Source organism: Acinetobacter sp. B-6 (assembly GCF_056930735.1).
The window spans coordinates 42,284-64,006 of record NZ_JBXPBY010000002.1; the positions used below are offsets into that span (position 1 = coordinate 42,284).

Annotated in this window: 19 protein-coding genes; 4 read left to right on the plus strand and 15 right to left on the minus strand. The window is 37.5% G+C overall.

Translation table 11 applies throughout. The features are described from left to right. Positions 1-367: 367 nt before the first annotated feature. Positions 368-1,294, plus strand: coding sequence for an aromatic amino acid DMT transporter YddG (gene yddG / locus AC1Z3T_RS02940; RefSeq protein WP_100885271.1), 927 nt, complete (start codon positions 368-370; stop codon positions 1,292-1,294). A 193-nt stretch (positions 1,295-1,487) separates the two neighbouring features. Here yddG and AC1Z3T_RS02945 read toward each other — a convergent pair whose 3' ends face one another. Continuing rightward, entirely contained in the window at positions 1,488-2,543 is a 1,056-nt protein-coding gene (locus AC1Z3T_RS02945; protein ID WP_046760710.1) for an aromatic ring-hydroxylating oxygenase subunit alpha, read from the minus strand. A 289-nt stretch (positions 2,544-2,832) separates the two neighbouring features. On the opposite strand from AC1Z3T_RS02945, the gene AC1Z3T_RS02950 reads away from it, so the two are divergent. Next, positions 2,833-3,765: a LysR family transcriptional regulator gene (locus AC1Z3T_RS02950; protein WP_100885272.1), complete on the plus strand. Its 933-nt coding sequence runs from the start codon at positions 2,833-2,835 to the stop codon at positions 3,763-3,765. A 173-nt stretch (positions 3,766-3,938) separates the two neighbouring features. On the opposite strand, the gene hpxO is transcribed toward AC1Z3T_RS02950, so the two are convergent. Next, complete coding sequence (hpxO, locus tag AC1Z3T_RS02955) at positions 3,939-5,096, minus strand: FAD-dependent urate hydroxylase HpxO (RefSeq protein WP_009586874.1); 1,158 nt, start codon at positions 5,094-5,096, stop codon at positions 3,939-3,941. A 212-nt stretch (positions 5,097-5,308) separates the two neighbouring features. On the opposite strand from hpxO, the gene alc reads away from it, so the two are divergent. Further along, positions 5,309-6,316, plus strand: a complete 1,008-nt coding sequence (gene alc, locus AC1Z3T_RS02960; RefSeq protein ID WP_100885273.1) for an allantoicase — start codon at positions 5,309-5,311, stop codon at positions 6,314-6,316. Positions 6,317-6,320: 4 nt separating this feature from the next. Then, the gene (locus AC1Z3T_RS02965) at positions 6,321-6,815 is read left to right on the plus strand and encodes an ureidoglycolate lyase (RefSeq protein ID WP_026040376.1); all 495 of its coding nucleotides are present in this window, start codon (positions 6,321-6,323) and stop codon (positions 6,813-6,815) included. A 149-nt stretch (positions 6,816-6,964) separates the two neighbouring features. Here the strand turns inward: AC1Z3T_RS02965 and AC1Z3T_RS02970 are convergent, their stop codons facing one another. The 13 genes from AC1Z3T_RS02970 to AC1Z3T_RS03030 all read right to left on the minus strand — a co-directional run bounded on the left by AC1Z3T_RS02970 (position 6,965) and on the right by AC1Z3T_RS03030 (position 21,650). After that, positions 6,965-7,687, minus strand: a complete 723-nt coding sequence (locus tag AC1Z3T_RS02970; RefSeq protein ID WP_100886292.1) for an outer membrane protein OmpK — start codon at positions 7,685-7,687, stop codon at positions 6,965-6,967. A gap of 145 nt (positions 7,688-7,832) precedes the next feature. Continuing rightward, positions 7,833-8,153: a hydroxyisourate hydrolase gene (uraH, locus tag AC1Z3T_RS02975; protein ID WP_005031656.1), complete on the minus strand. Its 321-nt coding sequence runs from the start codon at positions 8,151-8,153 to the stop codon at positions 7,833-7,835. A 24-nt stretch (positions 8,154-8,177) separates the two neighbouring features. After that, positions 8,178-8,684: a 2-oxo-4-hydroxy-4-carboxy-5-ureidoimidazoline decarboxylase gene (gene uraD, locus AC1Z3T_RS02980; RefSeq protein ID WP_005031658.1), complete on the minus strand. Its 507-nt coding sequence runs from the start codon at positions 8,682-8,684 to the stop codon at positions 8,178-8,180. Between the two features lie 66 nt (positions 8,685-8,750). Beyond that, positions 8,751-9,734: an allantoinase PuuE gene (gene puuE, locus AC1Z3T_RS02985; RefSeq protein WP_100885274.1), complete on the minus strand. Its 984-nt coding sequence runs from the start codon at positions 9,732-9,734 to the stop codon at positions 8,751-8,753. Positions 9,735-9,814: 80 nt separating this feature from the next. Further along, positions 9,815-10,861, minus strand: a complete 1,047-nt coding sequence (locus AC1Z3T_RS02990) for a hypothetical protein (protein WP_483396457.1) — start codon at positions 10,859-10,861, stop codon at positions 9,815-9,817. Between the two features lie 26 nt (positions 10,862-10,887). Next, positions 10,888-11,469: a histidine phosphatase family protein gene (locus AC1Z3T_RS02995; RefSeq protein WP_058967666.1), complete on the minus strand. Its 582-nt coding sequence runs from the start codon at positions 11,467-11,469 to the stop codon at positions 10,888-10,890. An 80-nt stretch (positions 11,470-11,549) separates the two neighbouring features. Beyond that, complete coding sequence (locus AC1Z3T_RS03000; RefSeq protein WP_004830691.1) at positions 11,550-12,143, minus strand: lysozyme; 594 nt, start codon at positions 12,141-12,143, stop codon at positions 11,550-11,552. Between the two features lie 138 nt (positions 12,144-12,281). Beyond that, positions 12,282-13,097, minus strand: a complete 816-nt coding sequence (locus tag AC1Z3T_RS03005; protein WP_004830690.1) for a DUF7738 domain-containing protein — start codon at positions 13,095-13,097, stop codon at positions 12,282-12,284. Continuing rightward, the gene (gene tssI / locus AC1Z3T_RS03010) at positions 13,097-18,310 is read right to left on the minus strand and encodes a type VI secretion system tip protein TssI/VgrG (protein ID WP_483396458.1); all 5,214 of its coding nucleotides are present in this window, start codon (positions 18,308-18,310) and stop codon (positions 13,097-13,099) included. Before tssI ends, AC1Z3T_RS03005 begins: the two co-directional genes overlap by 1 nt. Positions 18,311-18,606: 296 nt before the next feature. Then, entirely contained in the window at positions 18,607-20,307 is a 1,701-nt protein-coding gene (ureC, locus tag AC1Z3T_RS03015; protein WP_419319557.1) for an urease subunit alpha, read from the minus strand. Next, the gene (locus AC1Z3T_RS03020; protein WP_004830685.1) at positions 20,307-20,630 is read right to left on the minus strand and encodes an urease subunit beta; all 324 of its coding nucleotides are present in this window, start codon (positions 20,628-20,630) and stop codon (positions 20,307-20,309) included. Before AC1Z3T_RS03020 ends, ureC begins: the two co-directional genes overlap by 1 nt. 29 nt (positions 20,631-20,659) lie before the next feature. After that, positions 20,660-20,962, minus strand: a complete 303-nt coding sequence (gene ureA / locus AC1Z3T_RS03025) for an urease subunit gamma (protein WP_004830684.1) — start codon at positions 20,960-20,962, stop codon at positions 20,660-20,662. 52 nt (positions 20,963-21,014) lie between these two features. After that, a complete protein-coding gene (locus AC1Z3T_RS03030; protein ID WP_004830683.1) occupies positions 21,015-21,650 on the minus strand; it encodes an SEL1-like repeat protein in 636 nt (211 codons plus the stop codon). Positions 21,651-21,723: the final 73 nt, after the last annotated feature.

Below are 21,723 nucleotides of genomic sequence, written 5' to 3' on the forward strand. Positions count from 1 at the left end.
TTGAATAAGAAACCAATAAGTGATTTTTTCCAAAAATATTTTTTGTAATTTCCATCTGAAAGCTAGACCTAGTGTGCCTTTTCATCGAATGTTTAAGTTATAATTACTTACATTATTTTACCTTTCATAAAATTCTGTATTAATAAGGGTCTGTTGAGTAATCGTCTATGTTTGTGACTACGCCTGTTGTTTAGGTGATATTCACACTGAATACGGAATCTAGTCATGCTATATGCTGAGGTGCATTGTTTAGCAAGCTAACAACGTTGTGACAAAAATACCACTCTCCCCGCTGTGGCTTGCGTTGTAAATAAACAACGAAAGCCTTTTATGAAAAATCAACAGCCCCTAAAATTTGAAGTTTGCTATGTCAAAAAATCTCGCTACACTGATTGGTTTCAGTGCAATTTTGCAGTGGTCATCCATCGTAGGTTTACTGAAAAAAATCAGTTTTAGTATGGGCGCAGATTTAGCAGTACTACTTATGTATAGCTTAAGCACATGTATTTTATTGCTCTTCTTTAAAATTCCAAATTTAAAACTTATTTCAAAGAAATATTTAATCTTTTCAACTTTGCTCTTTGTGATTTATGAGTTGTGTTTTTCTTATGCAATCGCTCTAGCACAAACGGCTCAACAAGCGATCGAAGTCAGTTTAGTAAATTATCTTTGGCCTGGCTTAACGGTTGCCATGTTGATTCTATTTAAAGAAATCAAATTTAATATTTTTGTTGTGGTTGGTTTAGCTGTTAGTCTAAGTGGCATTGTCATGATTCAAGCTGGACAAGGCGCATTAAACTGGACAAATATTTTATCCAATATTCAAGCCAATCCAACCAGCTATATTCTTGCTTTCCTTGGTGCATCGTTGTGGTCGTTATATTGTGTTATTACCAAAAAATACAGTGATGGACACAATCCGATTTCATTCTTTTTTGTGGCGATCAGTTGTGTACTATGGGCAAAATATTTATGGTCACATGAGTTTAGCTTTAATGTAATCCAGCATTTTGAACTGTCTACCTTTGCGCTGTTAGCGATGGTGTCTTTTGTGATGGCAATGGGTTATGCTGCATGGAATATTGGAATTATCAAAGGCAATATTACCATTTTGGTGACCTTGTCTTATTTTAGTCCAGTTATTTCAACCGTGATTTCCATGACGATTTTACAAACCCGTTTACCTACAGAATTTTGGTATGGTGTGATTTTAGTGACAGCAGGTTCGCTGGTATGCTGGGTTTCAACCAACTGGCAACAACTTAAAGATAAATTCCTCGCAATCCTTAATTAAAATATTTTTAAATTTTTTGATTTAATAATGCATACCAATTTAGCAGAACCAAATGGTTTATAAGATTATTTCTATAATTGGAAGAAAGTTTAATAAACTGACACCTAAGCTGAAAGATTTTATAAAAGATGCTTTAAAGATTTATAAGGCATTAAAAAAGCACCCGAAGGTGCAAAGCACAAAACATTAAAAATTAAATAATATAGCGTTTACTTAAGCCCCACTCAGCGAGAATCCGACGGTACATGGTAGAAGAGCGGTCTGCTTCAAAGTGGGCTTCCATTGAAATATCTAATGGAAGTTCTTCAGGTTTTTGACTTTCGATCATGTCCTGATCTTCTGCAAAAATCTGAGCGTTGAAATCATAAACCGCCTGTAAATCTCCTGTTGTGTCGAAGTTACGCGTGAGTGGGACAAATAAACGGGTTTTGTTAGATGAAACAGGACAACATGCATTTAAAATTTTTAATACACCTTGTCGTGGAAATTCAACTTTTAACACCGCCGAAAATGGTGGATAAACATCAAAAATACGTTTCCACAAAAATCCTTCTGGTGCTAAATGTTGTAAGCCATGCGGATAATTACTCACACCGCTGACATATTCAGTATGTAAACCATAAAATGTTCGTTCAGTGGTGTATTTAGGAACGATCGGATTATTTGCATCTGCAAAAGATTGGTGATGCACCCATGCAAAATGTGCAACATCAATAAAACCTTCCAGTTGACGACCACTAGAGCCTGCAATATCAACAAATGGAGGCAATATTGCTTGATGCTCTGGATCATCCCATGTATCTAAAACAGGAAAATTTGCTAGCTGTTCATCACGGCTAAATAAACTGGTCCAGACCAAACCATACTTTAAAACCACAGGAAATTTTGTCAGGCTAAAACGCTCAGAAATTTTACTGAGTTCAGGCTGTGCTGGAATCTTGGTACATTGTCCTTTGGTGTTGTAATGCAAGCCATGATATGGGCAAATAATCTCCTCACCCTCTACCCAGCCTTTTGTTAATGGTACGCCACGGTGAGGACAAATATCACGAACCAATTGAATTGCACCACTTTCTGTTTGGTAGAGTGCCATTTTCACATCTAACAGCTGGACTTGTTGCGGTTGCATTGTGACGTCTTGAATACGTGCCACTGGATACCAGTGTTGAGCAAGTATCTCCCAGTCTTTAGGTTCAAATGTACTACATTGCGGTTGGCTAAATAGTTGAAGAACTGGAATGGCATTCATACTAAACTCACAAATTTTATATTTAACTTCATTCACCTATGACATGATGCAGTCCTGAATTTCAGTTAAGTGCTTAAGGCATACTTTAAAATTACAAATTTAGTTAAATTCTGTCTATTAGAAAGTTTAATGTCGATCATTCTAAAAATTAGAACACATTCAAAGAATATTATTTTTATTTTAGAACGAAAAATTGGCATAGAAATCGCTTAGCTTTTCACTGACCTTGTTATTTGCTTAACTGAAAGAATGAGCAAAATGTCATCCGTATCACCATGGACAGCGTTATATGCCAATAAATATGACTTTTTCTCGATTCTCTGATTATTTTATCGCTGTTGCAAAAACAGGGAGTTTAAGAAAAGCTGCGGATCAGCTGTATATTTCTGTTTCTGCAATACACCGTCAAATTGCTTTAGCTGAAGAAGAATTTGGAATCGATCTATTTGAACGCTTACCCAATGGCTTAAAGCTCACTCTTGCTGGAGAATTACTCTATGCAGATTTAATCAAATGGCAGAAAGAATTCCAACTTACCCGTAATCGTTTTGATGAAATACAAGGGCTTTCACGCGGAACCATTGACTGTGGGCTGATTACTGCGCTCAGTGATGGTTTTGTTCTCGATTCTATTCAATATATGTATGAGAACTATCCTTGGATCAATTTTAACTTTCATATTCAAGACAGTGAAAAAGTTTCAAATATGATTATGGACGCTGAGATTGATTTTGGCATTTTGTTGAATCCTAAAGGACATCACCAACTTGAGGTTTTTGCATTTGTTGAAATTCCAATCGGGTTTGTTTTACCTAAAGATCATCCACTCACTAAAACTGAAAAAATCCATTTATCAGATACCTTAAATGATCAACATTTAATTCCAAGTGCACCATTAATCATTCAGGATTATGTGCAAACACTGTATAAACATTATCAACTTGTACCGCAACACCAGTTAGAATGTAATGACATCCGAATGATAATGTCATTAATTCAGAAAAATTTAGGTATAGGTCTACTTTCTTATATCGATGTCTATCCTTATTTAGAACGAGATGAACTTTGCTTTAAACCGATTCGTGAAAAAGGTTTGTACCCACTAACACTAGCCTTATGTGTTGCACCAAAGCGACAGCTTTCTCGTGTTTCACAAGTCATGATTAAGCATTTGATTGAACAAATAGAGCGATTTAAGCTCAAATTGATTGATTATCAATAAGCGCTGTAGGGGATGAATCTGATATACATTTTCTTATAAGATACGCAGCAGTCTGAAGCACATCTTGTCGCATATTGAAGTTAACGTCCTTGTCAGCACTCAATAAAAGTTGATAAACATCTAAGATGTCATTAACCCAAATCAACTTTGAATTAAACCGATATAACCATATATCAATCCAAAGGATTACCGACAATATTATTAATAATGCCACGCATGATATGAGGACCTTGTTCGCGACGCAAATCTGCATACCATTCTTTGGTTACAGTCTCATCTTTCATATGCGTGACATCACAACGTTTTCGCGCGCGCAATACCAATTCATTGGCACGCTCATTGCGTTTATTTTGATAACGTTTTAATGCATCTTCTAAACCTAAAGTATTGATCTGCAATGCTCTTGCCAAATAGATCGCATCCTCCATGGCTTGACAACCTCCTTGACCAATATCAGGAGTGGTACTGTGTGCAGCATCGCCCATGATCACTACACGCCCTTTATAAAATTGGGTAAAAGGTTCAATATCATGAATTTCTACACGATTGGTGGTTTCTACATCTATTGCCTCAATTAGGTTTTGTACAGGGGCACACCAATGCTGAAAATATTGCTTAAATAAAGTTTTATATTGGCTTTTGTTATTGTCTAAACCTACAGGCAATGGAACATCAAAGAAAAAGTAAAAGCGATTTTCAGCAATCGGCATCAACGAAACTCGTTTTCCATCACCAACAAATGTTGTCCATTGATCTGCTTGTGCCAATTGATCAGAAATTTCAACCAAACCATTCCAGTTGACATATCCCGCATAGCGTCGTTCAACCTGCTCACCCAAAACATACTGGCGTGTCAAGGAATGTGTGCCATCAGCACCAATCACCAGTGCTGTAGTAATTTCAGTTCCATCTGCAAATGTAACCTGAACATGTTGATCGATTTGTTTTAACGCCACCATTTTTTTTCCAAGGTGAATATCGTCTCGACCAAATTCATCCATCAACATATTTTGTAAATCTGCACGCGAGACTGGATACGGACGTTGTCCAACCTCTTCAATTAATGGCAATAAACTAAATTGCGTCATTTTATCGCCAGTTAAACCATCGAAATAGGCTAAATGATCCATTTGACCACCAAGTTTGGCAATTTGTTCCGTTAATCCCAAGTAATTTAAGCACTTCACACCATTTGACCATAACGAAATTGCTGCACCTACAGCCCTGATCTGCTCAGTTTGTTCGTAGATGGTGACCGTATGACCGAATTTTTTTAGTGCAATACCAGCGGTTAGTCCTCCCATACCTGCACCAATAATTGTAATCTCCATCTATTTCTCCTCTGATTGTTTTCTCGCACTGTTGCCTAAAATGCTAAAAACGTGCCATTTATATAAAAATCCATACATTTTCAGAGAAGAATTGGCATAGGCTGTGCATGATAAGTGCCATAAGATATTGTTTTTATGAGTGCTTATAAAATATTTGTCACTGATAACAACGCTTCTATTAATGTGAATAGTAATATGAATGGTAAATAAATATGGCAACTTTACTTGCACCAAGTTTTGAACTTCCTGCACATTTACAGCGATATACAAATTTGGCAGATCCCCGAATTGGGGCAAAAGTACTTGAATGTTCAGATGATTTTTTTGCTGAGGCTTCACGAATGTTGCAATTCGATGCGCCTGTTTTTGTCGAAGATAAATTTGATAACCACGGTAAGTGGATGGATGGTTGGGAAACCCGCCGTAAACGTCATTCAGGTTATGATTGGGCAATTATTGAATTGGGAGTTGCAGGTAAAATCAGTGCCTTTGACATAGATACTACTTTTTTTACCGGCAACTACCCTGCATCGGCTGCTATAGAGGCATGTTATGCACCAAATGGGAACCTGAATGATGCACTGTGGCACCCCATTTTAGCCAACTCTATACTTGGACCTAGCCAACATCATCTCTTCAATGTGAAAAGTGAAGATATTTTTACACATGTTCGATTAAATATTTTCCCAGATGGCGGCATTGCACGTTTTAGGGTTTATGGTGAAGTGAGTATTCAGATTCAAGACCAAACACAAACTTTAGATTTATTGGCATTGGAAAATGGTGGGCGGGTAATAGCTTATAGTGATGCCCATTTTGGACACCCTCGTAATTTGATCAATCCAGGACGCGGAATTAATATGGGAGATGGCTGGGAAACAAAACGCCGTCGAACCCCTGGCTTTGATTGGTGTGTTTTAGCACTCGGCAAAAATGGTTTGATTGAAAAAATTGAAATCGATACTGCACATTTTAAAGGCAATTACCCTGCTCAAGTCTCCATTCAAGCCACTTATATTGAAAATGCGACAGACCCGCAATTAATTCCACAAAGTATGTTTTGGTCGTATTTATTACATCCCCAAGATATGCAAATGGATCATATCCATCTATACATCGATGAAATTTTAAAACATGAAAAAATTTCTCATATCCGCGTCAACATGATTCCAGATGGGGGCATCAGTCGGATTCGTCTATGGGGGAAAATCATTGACTGATCTCATGAACTATATCCAAATTCAGCCACTCAGCAAAGATGCTTTTGCACCTTTTGGTGACGTGATTTCCTGTGAAGGCAATGATTTTTTTCCGATCAATAATGCGCTAACCGAACGTTATCATGCCTTAGCTTTAGCACAAACCAATACAGGACAAGTCGGTTTAAGTATTTTTCGGAATATTCAAAAAACAACTGTTCCCTGTACAATCAAAATGCTTGAACGCCATCCTCAAGGTTCACAAGCCTTTATTCCGATGCATGGTCAATCTTTTTTAATTGTCGTTGCAGCACAACTTGACCAAAATACGCCTGATCTAGCGCACATTTATGCATTTATCAGTAATGGAAAACAAGCCATTAATTATCATAAAGGAACTTGGCATCATCCATTATTGACGCTCGAAGCACCGAGTGATTTTGTCGTGGTCGATCGTATTGGAGAAGGTCATAATTGTGATATCTTTCCATTCGAAGAAAATATTGTGTTAACTTTTTAATCATCGGCTTATTGCTAAACCATTGGGTTCAGTAATAAGCCAAAGTAACATAGATTCATACGACACAAACGCTATAAAACCATAATTTAATTATCATAAAGACCAGTATCCTCGATTCCTTTTCTCAGGCTTTCAATGCATTTAAATCATTAAAAATGATACTTAATCAATGCACTGACATTATTTTCATCTTTGCCTGAGATACCATATTTATTATTCCAAACAGAATATTCAACACCTAAATATAATTTAGTATTGGGTGAAATATGTTTGCCCGCATTCCATTTCCATTGTGTGGTCCAGTTTAACTCACTGGCATGGTCATCTTCAGCAGTTGACCAATCCAGAAAACCATCAATCAAGAAATCTTCAGATGCAATTGTAAATGGCACACCAAAAACGAAAGTCAATTGATAGTCATCATCTGTATTTTTATAATTATCCGCCTTATAAAAATTTAATTGGGCATATTGAAAATATGGAATCGCCAAATCTACACCGATCCCATATAAGTAATTATTAAAACCTTCTCCACCTTCCCAAGTAGTTGCAATCAAAACATCTTTAATTGGACCAGCCTCTAACTTTCGCCCTGAAATCGCCCCTAAGCTCAAGCGTGGTGAAACTTCAAAATAGGTTTCATTACCAGAAACGTCATTATTGGTGCGGTCAGCAAATGCAAAAAAATCACCATATTTCAATTTTGCCGCGTACTCAAAAGTAATTGTAGACTGATCATCTTCTCGAGCAATTAGTTCATAGTTTTTACCGTATAACCCTGTAATACTAAAATCTTGCCAGATTGGAGCAGCTTGTGTGCCAAAAGCAGTACATAGCAAAGTTGTGAACGCAGCAAACTGTGTCAATTTCATTTTATAAATTCCCCACAAGAAACAAAGATAAACACCACAATAGATAAGCAAAAATAAAGCCAATATTTTTATAATTGGTAAAAAACACATAAAAAAAGCTCAAATAAATGAGCCTTAAGTCCTTGATAAAATTTATTTTTATATTTCAACTTCCACGATATGTAGAATATGCAAAAGGACTGATTAATAAAGGAATATGATAATGCTGATTAATATCGTTTACAGAAAAGTCAATCACAACTTTAGGAAAAAAAGTATTTAAATCAAAGCGATTAAAATAATCTGCAGTATAAAATACTAAACGATATTGCCCCGTTTGTATTTCACTTAAATTAAAATCTGCAACACGCCCGTCATTGTTCGTTTTAGACTCAGCAATCAACTGCTCCTGTGCATCAAATAATTTGATCACAACATCTGTTGCAGGTTTTCCCAAATGTGTATCTAAAATATGGCTACTAATCATCGGATTTCCTTTATGACTCAAATTCTAATGTTCAGACAATGCCTGCGTTAAACGTAAAATTGCGATTTCACTCAACTGTTGTTTCACGATACGTTGTTCTGTTTCAACATCATTCAATAAACGGTATTTCAATGCCTGTAAGATTTCACTGTGATCCAAACCTAATGCACGAATCAAAAACAGAAATCCAAACTTTTTTTCATAGGACAAATTGCCTTTTAATAAAGCATCTTCTACTTCGCTGCTGTGTTTTATTGCAGATTGTTCACGATTGGAAAATTCACGTTCTTGTTCAGTCAGATTCGCTTTAGCTTTTTTTTCACCAATTCGAGGATGATTGTTTAACGCTGTTAAAATCTCATCCCAAGTCCAAGTTAATGCCTGTTTTTTGGCATAATCCAAAAGGTCATCTAAACTTGTAAATGGACGTGTAGAAACAATATCTTGTGTCCAACGTGGAATCTGTACACAATGATTAAGCATTGCTTGAGCTTGTTGTTTTGAAATTTGATTAAATTCATTTAAATTCACAAGTTATACCTATCATTCAAAATGACTAAAGACTGAAGCGCTTTTTTAAAGCTTTTCTGCTCATTTTTAACATTGCGTTGATGCCTCTTGCGCTGGATGATATTTAAACCAATGTTCTGCAATATCTCCACGCCGACATACCCAAACATTGTCATGTGACTGAACATAATCCAAAAAACGTTGGAGTGCTTTAAAACGTCCCGGGCGCCCTAATATACGACAGTGCATGCCAATCGAAAGCATTTTTGGCGCTGTTTCGCCTTCCGTATAAAGCACATCAAAAGCATCTTTAAGATATTGATAAAACTGTTCTCCGCTATTAAAACCTGCTGGTGCACAGAATTTCATATCATTACTTTCTAAGGTATAAGGAATAATTAAATGAGGTCGGCTTTCACCATGTGCATTGGTTAAATTTGTCCAAAATGGCAAATCATCACCATAGTAATCACAGTCATATTTAATCTGAGGGAATTCTGCCAATAATTGCCGTGTGTTGGGGCTATCTCTACCTGTATACCAACCAATGGGAGCTTGTCCAAATAATGCTTCAAGCACACTGATCGCCTGATCCATATGTTGACGTTCTGTGTCTATATCGACATTTTGGTAGTTGAGCCATCGTTGCCCATGTGAAACCACATCATAATTGGCATTTTTAATCGCATTGACAACATAGGGATTGCGCGCCAATGCCATCCCGACTCCAAATATGGTCATGGGTAACTTTCGTTTTTGAAATTCATGATGAATGCGCCAAAAACCTGCCCGAGAACCATACTCGTACATTGAATCCATAGACATATGTTTATCTGGAAAGCTTGCAGCACCGACAATATCGGACAGGAACTGTTCAGAGCCAGCATCCCCATGTTCAATATGGTTTTCAGCGCCTTCTTCGTAGTTCAGGACAAACTGTACTGCCAGTCGAGCTTGGTTGGGCCATTCCACTTTAGGAACTGAACCGTGATAGCCAATCAAATCCCGTGAATAAGAAGCATTTTGAATTTGATCAATAAGTGCTTGACCACGTAAATAAGTTTTATTCACTGCAACTGCCTTAAACTTTTTCAATCATCATTTTTTAGTGTGAATGATTAAGCAGTTTTTATGCCAATTTCCGTGATGTGCTATTGCATGGGTTGAGAACTTAACTGCAAATGCTTTTTATCTCCACTAAAAATATATTGGTGTTTCCCAACTTGAAAACTGTAATTGCTCTGCTGATTTTCAGCCAATTGATTCGGTACAATTTTTGAGTTATTTTCAGTGAATTCTTTGACTAAAAATTGATAAATTTTCTCAGCCATTTGTGGATCTAATAATTTATTCACGATTCTATTTTGAAGATATTGATCTAAGCGCTGAGTAAATATTTCAATCAAATCTTTATCACCTGAATTAAAAATAGTTTTAAATTCATTCAATGTAGCAACATGCTTATCGAGTATTTTTAATCCTGTTGTTTGTATGGCATTCACTTCAAATTGATCTGTACGCTCAAAAACCGCATTTAGGCTTTTTTTAGCATCTGTAAAATTTGGATCCTGATCAGAATATTGCCGATAAATCTCATCAAAAAGCTGCTGATATTTATATGAAATCGAAGCATAATCAGACAATCTAAAATATTGCTTTTGATTTAAATACACTAAATCATCTGAACATTTCTTGCCACATTGTGCTTTCTGTTGTTTGCTTATTGCACTTGTTTGGAGATACTGCTTATAAAGATGATCGGCATCATCAAGGTATTGTGGATTGTGCGTCCATTTGTATTTCACCAAACTTGCTTCGCCTGCGGCAAGATAAGTTTCATATCTCACCACTTTTCTATCCTTAGCTAAGTCTTTCTCCCATAAATCACGATATTGGTTCAAGATCTTAACGCCAGCAATGGTAAAGTCAGAAGCAGCTAAGGCACAATTTTTATTGTCTAGATAACCTAAAAAATCAGAAACAAAAATAACATCCATCTGATAAACATCTATTTTTTCTGAGTTATCACTTTTTAAAAATTCACCCAACACTTTAAGAGGCAAATAATCAATTCCCTTACATTGTGTTTGCAGTGGTTGGGCAAGTTGAGTTAAATCCGCCTTTAAGGTCACAATATCTGCATATGTGGACAGCGATATACCCCCCAGTAATCCCAATAAAGCTATTTTTCTCATCATAGGTTTCATGATGTTCTTCTCATATTTTATTTGTAAATAAAAAACTCGGCATTGCCTAATTGATTATTGAGTAAATCATAGCGAAATTCACGCATCAATGTTGAGCTCAATGCTTGCTTCTGTGCCATCATGATTTTTAACAGTTGTAGAAACTGACCGTGACTAAAGACCAGCAAATGTTGATCGGTGTAATGCGATTTAAGTGCATCTAAATGTTGCATAAAATCTGTCACGCGGTGATAAAAATTGGCAAAAGATTCAGCATCATCACTTGTGATTAGATTAACATCGGCACGACTCCAATAGTCATCTACCCATGGTTTACGTTCTTCTAAAGTGGTGTTTCTACAACGTCGATCTGATAAATATGAAAATTCTTGAATATTCAAAACTTCAGGCGTAATTTGATCCCGAAGTAAAACAGGTTCGGCAGTCAGTCGTGTTCGCAAAAAAGGTGAAATATAGATTTGCTTGGCTTTTGGTAGAGTATTCGCCAGATTTTGAGCCTGTTGATGTCCATATTCTGTCAAAGGAATACTGGCATGCGATTCTACTCTTCCATTAACGTTTCCTAAGCTTTGCGCATGGCGAATTAAATAAATACTCATTTAAACTTTGCTCTACTTTGTTTTATTATAAAAAGTACTTCATATTTTTTGATGTTCAGCATTTAAGCAAAAACATTCAATCAATGTTTTAAAAATAACGCTTTCTCGACCGCTCTACGGTTGACTAAACCTTGTACAGTTTTCCCACCTGCTTTAATCCATACATCGAATTGCTGAGCTGCACCAAGATATTCCAATGCATTTAATCGTTTCAATAAAGTCGAATTTTGAAAAGCATTGATTCCAATGTTATACGCCAATGAAACCAGTGCATCAAACTGATTTTGACTTAATGGCACTTGAACAGCACGACTCACGGCTTGTTCAAAACGATTCAGGTCAAATTGCATATAGCTTTTAGCTTGTTCAATGCTACATTGATCAGCATATTGAACAGATTTTCCATTCGGATAACGGGTTGTGCCATAACCAATTGTAGTTACACCGACTCCATCATCATAAGCTTTCAACTTTAAGCCCTCAAAGCTACAAATCAGATCAACACCTTTGGAACTTATACGAGTGATTTTATCTTCGGCAAAACCAATCACATTGGTATCAGAGTCAATAGCAATACCGATATTTGTATTCGAGTAATCAGCCTTAGATTTATTCGATTTATACTGTGCTTTGTTAAATAAGACTTGAAACCATTTGAACCAAAAGTGAGACATGGAGAATACTCTGAAAATTGATGAGATATATCTTTGGTCTACATTCTATACAGAGCTTTGTGCTGAAATATAGTGATGTTTGGTTGTCATGTTTTTGAGATAGAAATCCTTAACAAATACACAGTAAAAAGAATCCATTTATTTCGCTTGTTGTTTCTTTTCATCATCTAATTCTTCTTGTGTGCAGTAACTCGGAACAACAGACATTGTTTTTACATCCATATAGCTTCCACAAATCTCTCGCCCATTTTCATCCTTACTACGACCTAATTGTTTCTTTTGTTCTTCAGTCATCGAATCTAAATAATTATAAAAATACATATGATCAATGACTTCAGGATCATCAAAACTGGTACTTAATTCAATCCCAAAAAGTTCACCTGGCTGATTGTCCTTACACCTCGCGGTGTAGCTATAACTTACACGGGTTTCAGAGGAAAATTTATCCCTGATCTGCTTATGCATAGGGTAAGCACCGACCAAAACACCATCGACCGATATCGCATCTTTAAAAATACTTCTAACTTGTTTTGTATCTGGTTTTTTTAATTCTTCTGCTATTTCTGCCTCAGTTTCTTTGCGAATATCATGTGCAGGGCGCGCTAAACGAAATCTAAAACTTGCGATTTGTTTATCCGCAATTCTTTCAACTAAACGAACACCGATATCATCATAGATATAGAGATTAATTCGATTAATTGGATCTACAGTTTCGACTACCCGATAGTTTTTGCCTAAGGCTTGAAGCCAAGGCTCTACCCCTGAGTTCATATACAAGTTTGTGCCATTATAATTAATTGCACAACCCTCTACTTTAAACTGATGCTGTGAGTTTAATTTTTTTATAAAACCATCTGTATCATCATCTTGCTTAGTAGTGGATTGCCCATTACTACAACTGATACACATTAAAAGCGGTAAAAATACTGCTAATTTTTTTTGAACCAAATCCATTATCTTTTTCCACCATTCATCATATCCAAGCCTTTTAAGACAGTTTTACTTGCTTCTTCAATTTCAGCTTGGGGCGCTTTGGTACCCATCTCAGCTTGGACCTTTTTAGCCCCTTGATGAGCACCTTGTCTTGCGCCATCCCAGCCTTTTTGAAGCATCCCATCACTGGCTTGTTTGACCTGATCTGGATGTTGTCTTGCCCATTGTTTAACGATTTCATCCATCCAGTTGCAACGACTCGGATGTCTAAAATAACTTTTTGCAGCATCTAAAACCGCCTGTTTGTTTGATGCTGTGGGTTTTTCCGACCAATCACGCCATTTTGTGCCCACATCTCTTACCGCAACGATGGCTAACTTTGCAGCCAATAAGTGTAATGATTTTCCTGTACTATCTTTTCCGATTTGAGTATGACTTGGGTTATCACCATGAATAATAGGGTTCATGCCTTGTTTAACACTGACGATACCCTCGGCATTTTTTAAAACGGTACTGGCAGTCCATTTCAGCAAAAATGGAATCATGGATTTGATCAAAGTGTATAATAACGTGGCTTGGCTCTTAAACTCAGTCAACGTTTTTGTCGCTTTTTTCGCTAAATCGATATAGCCTGCTTCATATAAAGCGCACAGTTCATCTCTTAACTCTAGGTAGCGAAACCAAATTTTAGTTAAATACTTGTCTTTGCCTGCCGAGTCGATAGTGAGAATAAATTCCTGAATCACCAAGTCAGTCAGACTCCGCTCACCAGAGACGATACCTTTATATTCACTCAATTCTTTAATAGGGTCCAATAACTCACCCAGTGTCCCACCCACACTCGCAAAAGTATCCCAACCATCAAAAGTTCCGGTCACCAACGGAATTTTATCATAGCTACTAAAGTCATTTTTTCTTAACACACCATGCCTTACATCCGTATGACCATGTTTAATCAGTGCAATCTCTACAAAATTACTGTGTGAAAAAAAATCTTCCAACACATGAAAAGCATTCCCCAAATGCCTCAAAGGTATATCATCATCTTTCTGCTGTTGCATACTTTGCTCTAATTGCCCCAACATATACTCGAGTGCTGTTGGAAATGCTGAATCTGTGGCATCCTTCGGCGTATTGTCGGCAATATAATTTTTTAAATTAAATTGTGCAGATTTCTGATCATTGTTGGTTTTAAAGGTTTTATCATTCGGTTTAGGGTTAAAATCTTTGTCAATATCGGTATAGATCTCTACCCCAAACGGATTATCGATATGTTCCTCAAAACGATACACCCCCAATATATTCACTCCATCTTTTCCTGTTAAATCACGATATAATCGATGGGGTAATGACGATTCCATTTTGTATGAGAATAATGCTAACGCTTTATAACGTCTTTGATTTTTTTTACTCAGCTTTTCATACGGGATTTTCTTTAACATGTCCTGCATTTGTTTTCGATATTTGGTAGCATGGTCACTGGGTGGTTGTTTTAATTTCAGCAGATCACTAGCAACATCTTTATCAAAAAAATGATCATAGGCCAATATTGCCAATAGATTGCTGATCAAACGTCGTGTCGGACGTATGGTGATAATTTTGCCTTTACCATTGACAGGTACATCTATTTTTTTATTTAACACCGTGCCACAAAGCAGCTGTGAATGATCTCTTAACCAGTTTCCAGCATATATTGCTGCGACAGATTGTTTATCAAATATTTCACCTTGAGGATTATCTTCACCAATCGCTTCTTTTTCAATTGCTTGATGCCCATATTCAATACGCTTGCCTTTATTGTCCTCTTTCTTAACATATTCGCCTTTTTGAGTATTGATCGTTCCTCTATTGGCTTGCTTTGAAAATTTACCATCACCAGCCCCAAAGTATTCATATTGCACATCAACCACTTCATCCATTTGAGCAACAAAGTCTGCATGCATTCTTGCCGCTCTTTTGCCTGCGGTCGGGGTGATTTTTAACTTTCCTGAAAATTTTTCAGAAGTAATGGTTGCAAACTCAAATTCAGTATTTGCTCCCTTGTCTTTTCCTTCAGTCAGTTGTCCTAAATTATAAGCATAAACTGCACCCTCATCTCGTGCTGCATCAGGAGCGAGTTTGTCTATTTTTACTGGGATTTTTAAAATATCCCCAATATAAATAATATTCGGGTCTGTAATCGCATTAAGTGAACATAGCACCTCTACCGTAGTCTTAAAACTTTCTGCTATTCCAGCCAGTGTATTGCCTTTCTCAATGATATAGAGATTATAACTGTCCTCTAAGGAATACTGTCCACTTATACGTAAATGGTCATCGATGTAATGTCCATACTCATGTAAAAGTACGATATATAGCCGTTGCAAATTGACATCATTTTCTAGTGCAGAAAGAATGGTATCTGCTGCAACATATATTTTCTTGTCTTGATGATTAAAACCAGCAGCATGACCATTGATACTTTTAGCCGTCACGATATGTTCAGGCGGTTGAATTACACCACTTTCCAAGTCCGCTTTAAACTTTAAATATAGACTGTCTGGAATATCAAAACCAAAAATTGGCGCAATCAGCGCAATAAAGTTTTCGTCAGAAAAGTCTTTTGCCAATACAACAATTTGATCATGCGCATAGGTACTTTCTAAAGTCGGTAATGCTGCGTCTGAACGTAGATTGACGATAGGCAATAGCGGTAATACAGGACTCACTTTGATCCCGCTTTGAAACATCTGTTGCCCAGACTTTACTTCAAACATTCGATCTGTTTCACATAAAATACCAGCGCCGTTCAAGGTAATCCTTGAAGATTTGCCTGTAATCTGAACTTCTTTCGAGCTATTGATTTCAACACGGTTTTCTGTCGAAGATATTGTGATCCCAAGTTTGGCAAATATATCTAGGGCATTTGCCTGCGCATGAATATTAAATTTTCCCTGTGCTGCGATAATGTTGATGCCATTCATCACTGAAAATAAACTTATTTTATTCTTGGCATGCACGATCCAGTTCTTTTGCGTACTAAAGTTAATGCTGTCACCAGCAATTTGATTGATTTGGGCATCCGCAGATAAATGGATATTTTCAGGTGTGCTTAAAGCAATCCCATCTTGGGAACTCAGTAAAAGCACCGCTTGATTAAATTTGGCAATTTCTTGTTGGAGCTGTTGAGCAAATATTTTAAGTTGCTCAACTGATTCTATTTCATCGGTCTTTTGCTTCTTGGCGATATCACTGAGTGCTTTACTTTTGTTTTGACTGTCTTCAAGTTGTTTCTTGGCAGGCGTTGCATCAAGATGATCGCCTTTGGCTTGGTCTTGAGTATAAGTGCTCAGCAATAAGCCTTTCCCTGCACGTACTGCGCCCCATTGGTCTGTTCTTAGCTCAAAACCTTCTCCGCGCCCTTCACTGGTCTCGGTTTCTTTTGGATGGCTTAAATTCCCAAGATTCAGTTGGCTTGTCGCATGACTGCTGTGTAACTGAGTACTGATCTGGTTGGTAGTATCGTCAAAGCGCAGTTGATTAAACCCATCAGATTTATATTCCTTAGTTTTGATCCCTGAAAGTTTTTTAGTATCAGGGAGCTTTCCTTGGTCATCAAACTTGGTCGGATAGCGATACCCTTCATGAATTCGTCCCACTACAAAGGGTCTATCAATGTCACCATCACTGAACGAGATCATGACGATCTCTCCGACCCTCGGTAAGAATCGTACCCCATAGCCTTCTCCTGCCCATGGCGTTAATACATCCACCCAAGCCGAGTCAGTATCATTATCGTTCGCGCCTGCGCCACCATCATGTTGGTGGTCTTCGTGACGGGTAAACAAGAAATTTACCTTAATCTGACCTCGTTCATTGACATAGATTTCCTCCCCACTCGGTCCGACTACTCTCGCTCGCATTGGATATGTAGTAGGTCGATATTTCAGCGGATTGTATTCAGGGACAACTGCTATATTGCGTCGTTGTAAAATGAGCTGATTGGCTTGGCGTTGTTCGCTGTTGTTTGTGTTGATATGGGCAACTTGCCATTGGCTTTGTTGGATGAGTGCTTCGACTTGGTGAGTTAAGTCTTTCGGTAAATTATTTTGGTGATAAAAGGTTTTGGAAATAATCAGAAATTGCCGATCGGCAACATCTTTTAGATCTAGGTTTGGATGTTGGTTAAGCTCAAAGTAATAGCCAACCTGCGCATCTCTTACTGTCGATACGGCAGTAAATTGTTTGGCTTGAGCGTCATAGTAATTGCTGAGGTTTTGGTTAAAGCGCTCAACCTGATTGTTACCCGATGGCGTTACTCCATCTTCTCCATTCAAGTCTTGGGTCCATGCAGGGCTAAACTGCCATACTTGTTCTAAACCTAAACTGGCATTGTCATAGTTTTCACTCTGCTGATACTTACTTAAAACATTGCCTGCGCCTTCTTCTATATCTAACATATCAGCTTGCCATCGTTGAATATGTACAGACGTCGGTTGAAGTGAACGTAAACCTGTCAATGCTGTGATGGTGTCTTGCTGTTCGACAGCCGAACTTCGATGAAAACGGATAATGCGACGTTCTAAACTTTTATATTGAGTATTGTCATCAATTAAACGAAGCTTTTGAGGTTGGATTGGTTCTGTTGAATGCGTAACTTTAAGCTGTGCTTCGTCAATCAAAAAATTAATAGATTCTTCACGCATCAAACGAGTTAAAAAATCATAGTCACTTTCAAATGCCTGTATACACACTGGTCTAACATCATAATCTTTGCTTAAACCACTGAGGTCCAAAGTTAGACTCGAAGCAAATAACGAACTCCGTTGTACCCATTCAGAAAAAAGTATTTGAATAACGTCAATAACCGACTTTGCCATAAACACACGGCTATTTCTTCGATACTTCCAAAGCGCAGTTGGGTCTTCTACAGAAAGGCGATAAACTGTCAACGCACCATCCGAGGAACCCAGCTCAGCTTTAGTCACAATTCCTGAAATGCGATGCAGCTCAGATCGGTCATTGACCATATCAACAGCGACTTGAGACCCGATAAAGGTCTTCAACATTATATTTGATCGCGTCGAAAGACAGATGAGCTGTAAATTTACTCCATCATTGATGGTATGTGTCCCATCGATACGTTGTAAAAAAACATGAGCAGCCAAATTGGGATTGCTAAATTGAATATGTAAAGCCCGTTTTTGAGCAGAAAGTCCCATTTTTTCCAAAACAAAATTAATATTATTAAACATGATCTATTGTGTATTTTTTCTAAATTCACCATCACCATATAATAAAATATCATGATTTGCCTACCACAAAGTATTTTTCACATGAAAGATAATTAATTGATTTATTGATAATTTTCACAGTATATTATAAATTACAGGACATATTATGAAATTGAATATTTTGCATTATTTCTTATCAATTATTTCTTTTATAAAAGAATTTATAATAGTTTTATATAAACTTAGGTTCAGTTAAAAAATCGTCAAAAAACTCCTTTTTGACTAAAAAGGAGTTTTAAGCTTTTTACCCATAATGATTAAAACAGAAAATAACGCTGTGCCATCGGTAAAACTTCAGCAGGCTCACAAGTCAAATGAACTCCGTCTGCACGAACTTCATAAGTTTCAGGGTGTACATCCATGACAGGACAATAACAATTATGTTTCATGTCATTTTTACTGATATTTCGGGTATTTTTACAGGGAGAAATCAGCTTTTTCAGTTGCAACTTTTCTGCAACACCCCGATCAATCGCAACCTGAGATAGGAAAGTAATACAGGTATTATGAACACCTCTTGGATATGCGCCAAACATCGGACGATAATGAACGGGCTGTGGCGTAGGAATTGAAGCATTAATATCGCCCATCGGCGCAGCAGCAATCATTCCACCTTTAATAATCATCGATGGTTTGACCCCAAAAAATGCAGGTTTCCACAACACTAAATCTGCCAACTTTCCTTCTTCAACTGAACCTACCTCATGGCTTAAACCATGAGTAATCGCAGGGTTGATGGTATATTTTGCAATATAGCGCTTTACACGATTGTTATCGTGATATTGATTATCACCCTCCAATGGTCCACGTTGCACTTTCATTTTATGCGCGGTTTGCCATGTTCTTAAAATCACTTCCCCCACACGTCCCATCGCCTGTGAATCCGATGACATCATCGAGATAGCACCGAGATCTTGCAAAATATCTTCAGCGGCAATCGTTTCCCGACGAATACGGCTTTCTGCAAAAGCGACATCTTCAGCAATTGCTGGATCTAAATGATGACAGACCATCAGCATATCTAAATGCTCATCAATGGTATTGATCGTATAAGGTCGTGTTGGGTTAGTAGAAGATGGCAAAACATTCGCTTGCCCAATGGCTTTTAAAATATCAGGTGCATGTCCACCACCTGCACCTTCTGTATGATACGTGTGGATTGTACGATTTTTAAAAGCGGCTAATGTTTCTTCAAGAAAACCACCTTCATTTAAAGTATCGGTATGAATCGCAACTTGTACATCATACTCGTCTGCGACAGTTAGGCAATTATCAATTGCAGCTGGTGTAGAACCCCAGTCTTCATGAAGTTTCAGCCCAACCACACCGGCTTGAATCTGTTCTGCAATGGGTGCAGGCTGACTCAAATTCCCCTTGCCCAATAAACCGATATTCATAGGTAAGTCATCTATCGCTTGTAACATCGTCGCAATATGCCACGGACCTGGGGTTACAGTTGTGGCTGAAGTTCCTGCTGCGGGACCTGTACCACCGCCAATCATTGTAGTCGTTCCCGACATCAATGCTGTTTCGACTTGCTGCGGACAAATCCAGTGGATATGTGTGTCTATTCCCCCTGCTGTTAATATTTGCCCTTCACCCGCAATAACTTCAGTTGCCGCACCTAGTGGAATGATAATATCTGGCTGAATATCAGGATTACCTGCTTTGCCTATCTTCCAGATTCGACCATTTTTTAAGCCAACATCTGCTTTGATAATTCCCCACCAATCGACAATCAAAGCATTGGTAATCACCGTATCAGCAACCTGATCTGCCAACAGTTGTGACTGCCCCATACCATCACGAATGACTTTACCACCACCAAACTTAACCTCTTCACCATAGGTGGTTAGGTCCTGTTCAACTTCAATAAATAGCTCAGTGTCTGCTAATCGAACACGATCTCCTACTGTAGGACCAAACATTTCAGCATATGCGCGACGTGACATTTTCATTATTCATTATCCTGTTGGTCTAATTTGCCCATGACGCGACCTGCAAAGCCATATACTTCACGTTTACCTGCAAGTGCAACGATTTCTACATCTCGACTTTGCCCCGGTTCAAAGCGTACTGCCGTGCCTGCGGCAATATTCAAACGAAAGCCTTTGGCACGCTCTCGATCAAATTGCAAAGCATCATTGGCTTCATAAAAATGAAAATGCGAACCGACTTGAATCGGGCGATCGCCTAGATTTGCTACACTTATTTTTAAGACTTCTCGTCCAACATTCATTTCAATATCACTATCAGGCGTGATCATTTCACCGGGTATCATCGTCTTGCTCCCAAATTTTGAATTTTATTTTATTCAATCGGTTGATGAACGGTGACTAACTTTGAGCCATCTGGAAAAGTTGCTTCAACCTGTACTTCAGCAATCATCTCTGCCACACCATCCATGACATCTTCACGACTGAGTAATGTCGTACCATAGTGCATCAATTCGCTGACCGTCATGCCATCACGTGCCCCTTCAAGCAATGCTGCGGAAATAAAAGCAATCGATTCTGGGTAGTTCAGTTTTAATCCACGGGCTTTACGTCTTTCTGCAACTAAACCGGCTGTAAAAATCAGAAGTTTGTCTTTTTCTGTAGGGTTGAGTTCCATGATTTATTCCTAACTGAGTTATATTGTTTACAAGCAAGATTCATGCAAAAAATTATTTTTTCTTCATCGTATTGAGAATATATTGCTTTAATTCTATGGATTGAATACATGCAGGATGATCTTGAGCAAGTTGACAGCTTTTATTCAATATCTTCAGCGCTTTTTGATAATCAATTTGAGGTTCTATTCCGCTGATAAGTTTTGATGCATACATGGTACAACCCCAAGGATCATTCATATCACAGGTTTGCTTGAAAGCTTTAGTAATACATTGATTTTGTTGGATAGATAGCCCTTGCTGTGCGTAAAATTCAATTCCTGATGCACGATTGGTACATGCAGTTGGTACACCCGCTTCACAACCTTTTTGAAATAATTTCTCAGCATCTATTTTGTAATTAGCACTTTGCAACTCTAAAGCGGTAAAATAACAAGCATAGCCGTCTTTATCTAAACATTTTGCATAACAACTTTTAATATTATTTTGACAACTTTGCTGCTTTTTAAAATAAGTTTTTGTTGTTTTTATTCCATCACTCAGTTTTTGATCGGCTGGACATTGATCTAATGTGTTTTTAAAAACAGGATTACTGTGTATTTTCGCCTGAATCTTTTCAAGATCTAGATTATTTACTTCAGCATAAGCCATCAAAGGTAAAAAGCTAAGTAATAGAATCAAGTTTTTCATTTATATTTCTCTCTTAAGGCACAGTTATTCTTGATAAAAACAATGCGTTTTAAATCAATTTATTGATTATAAT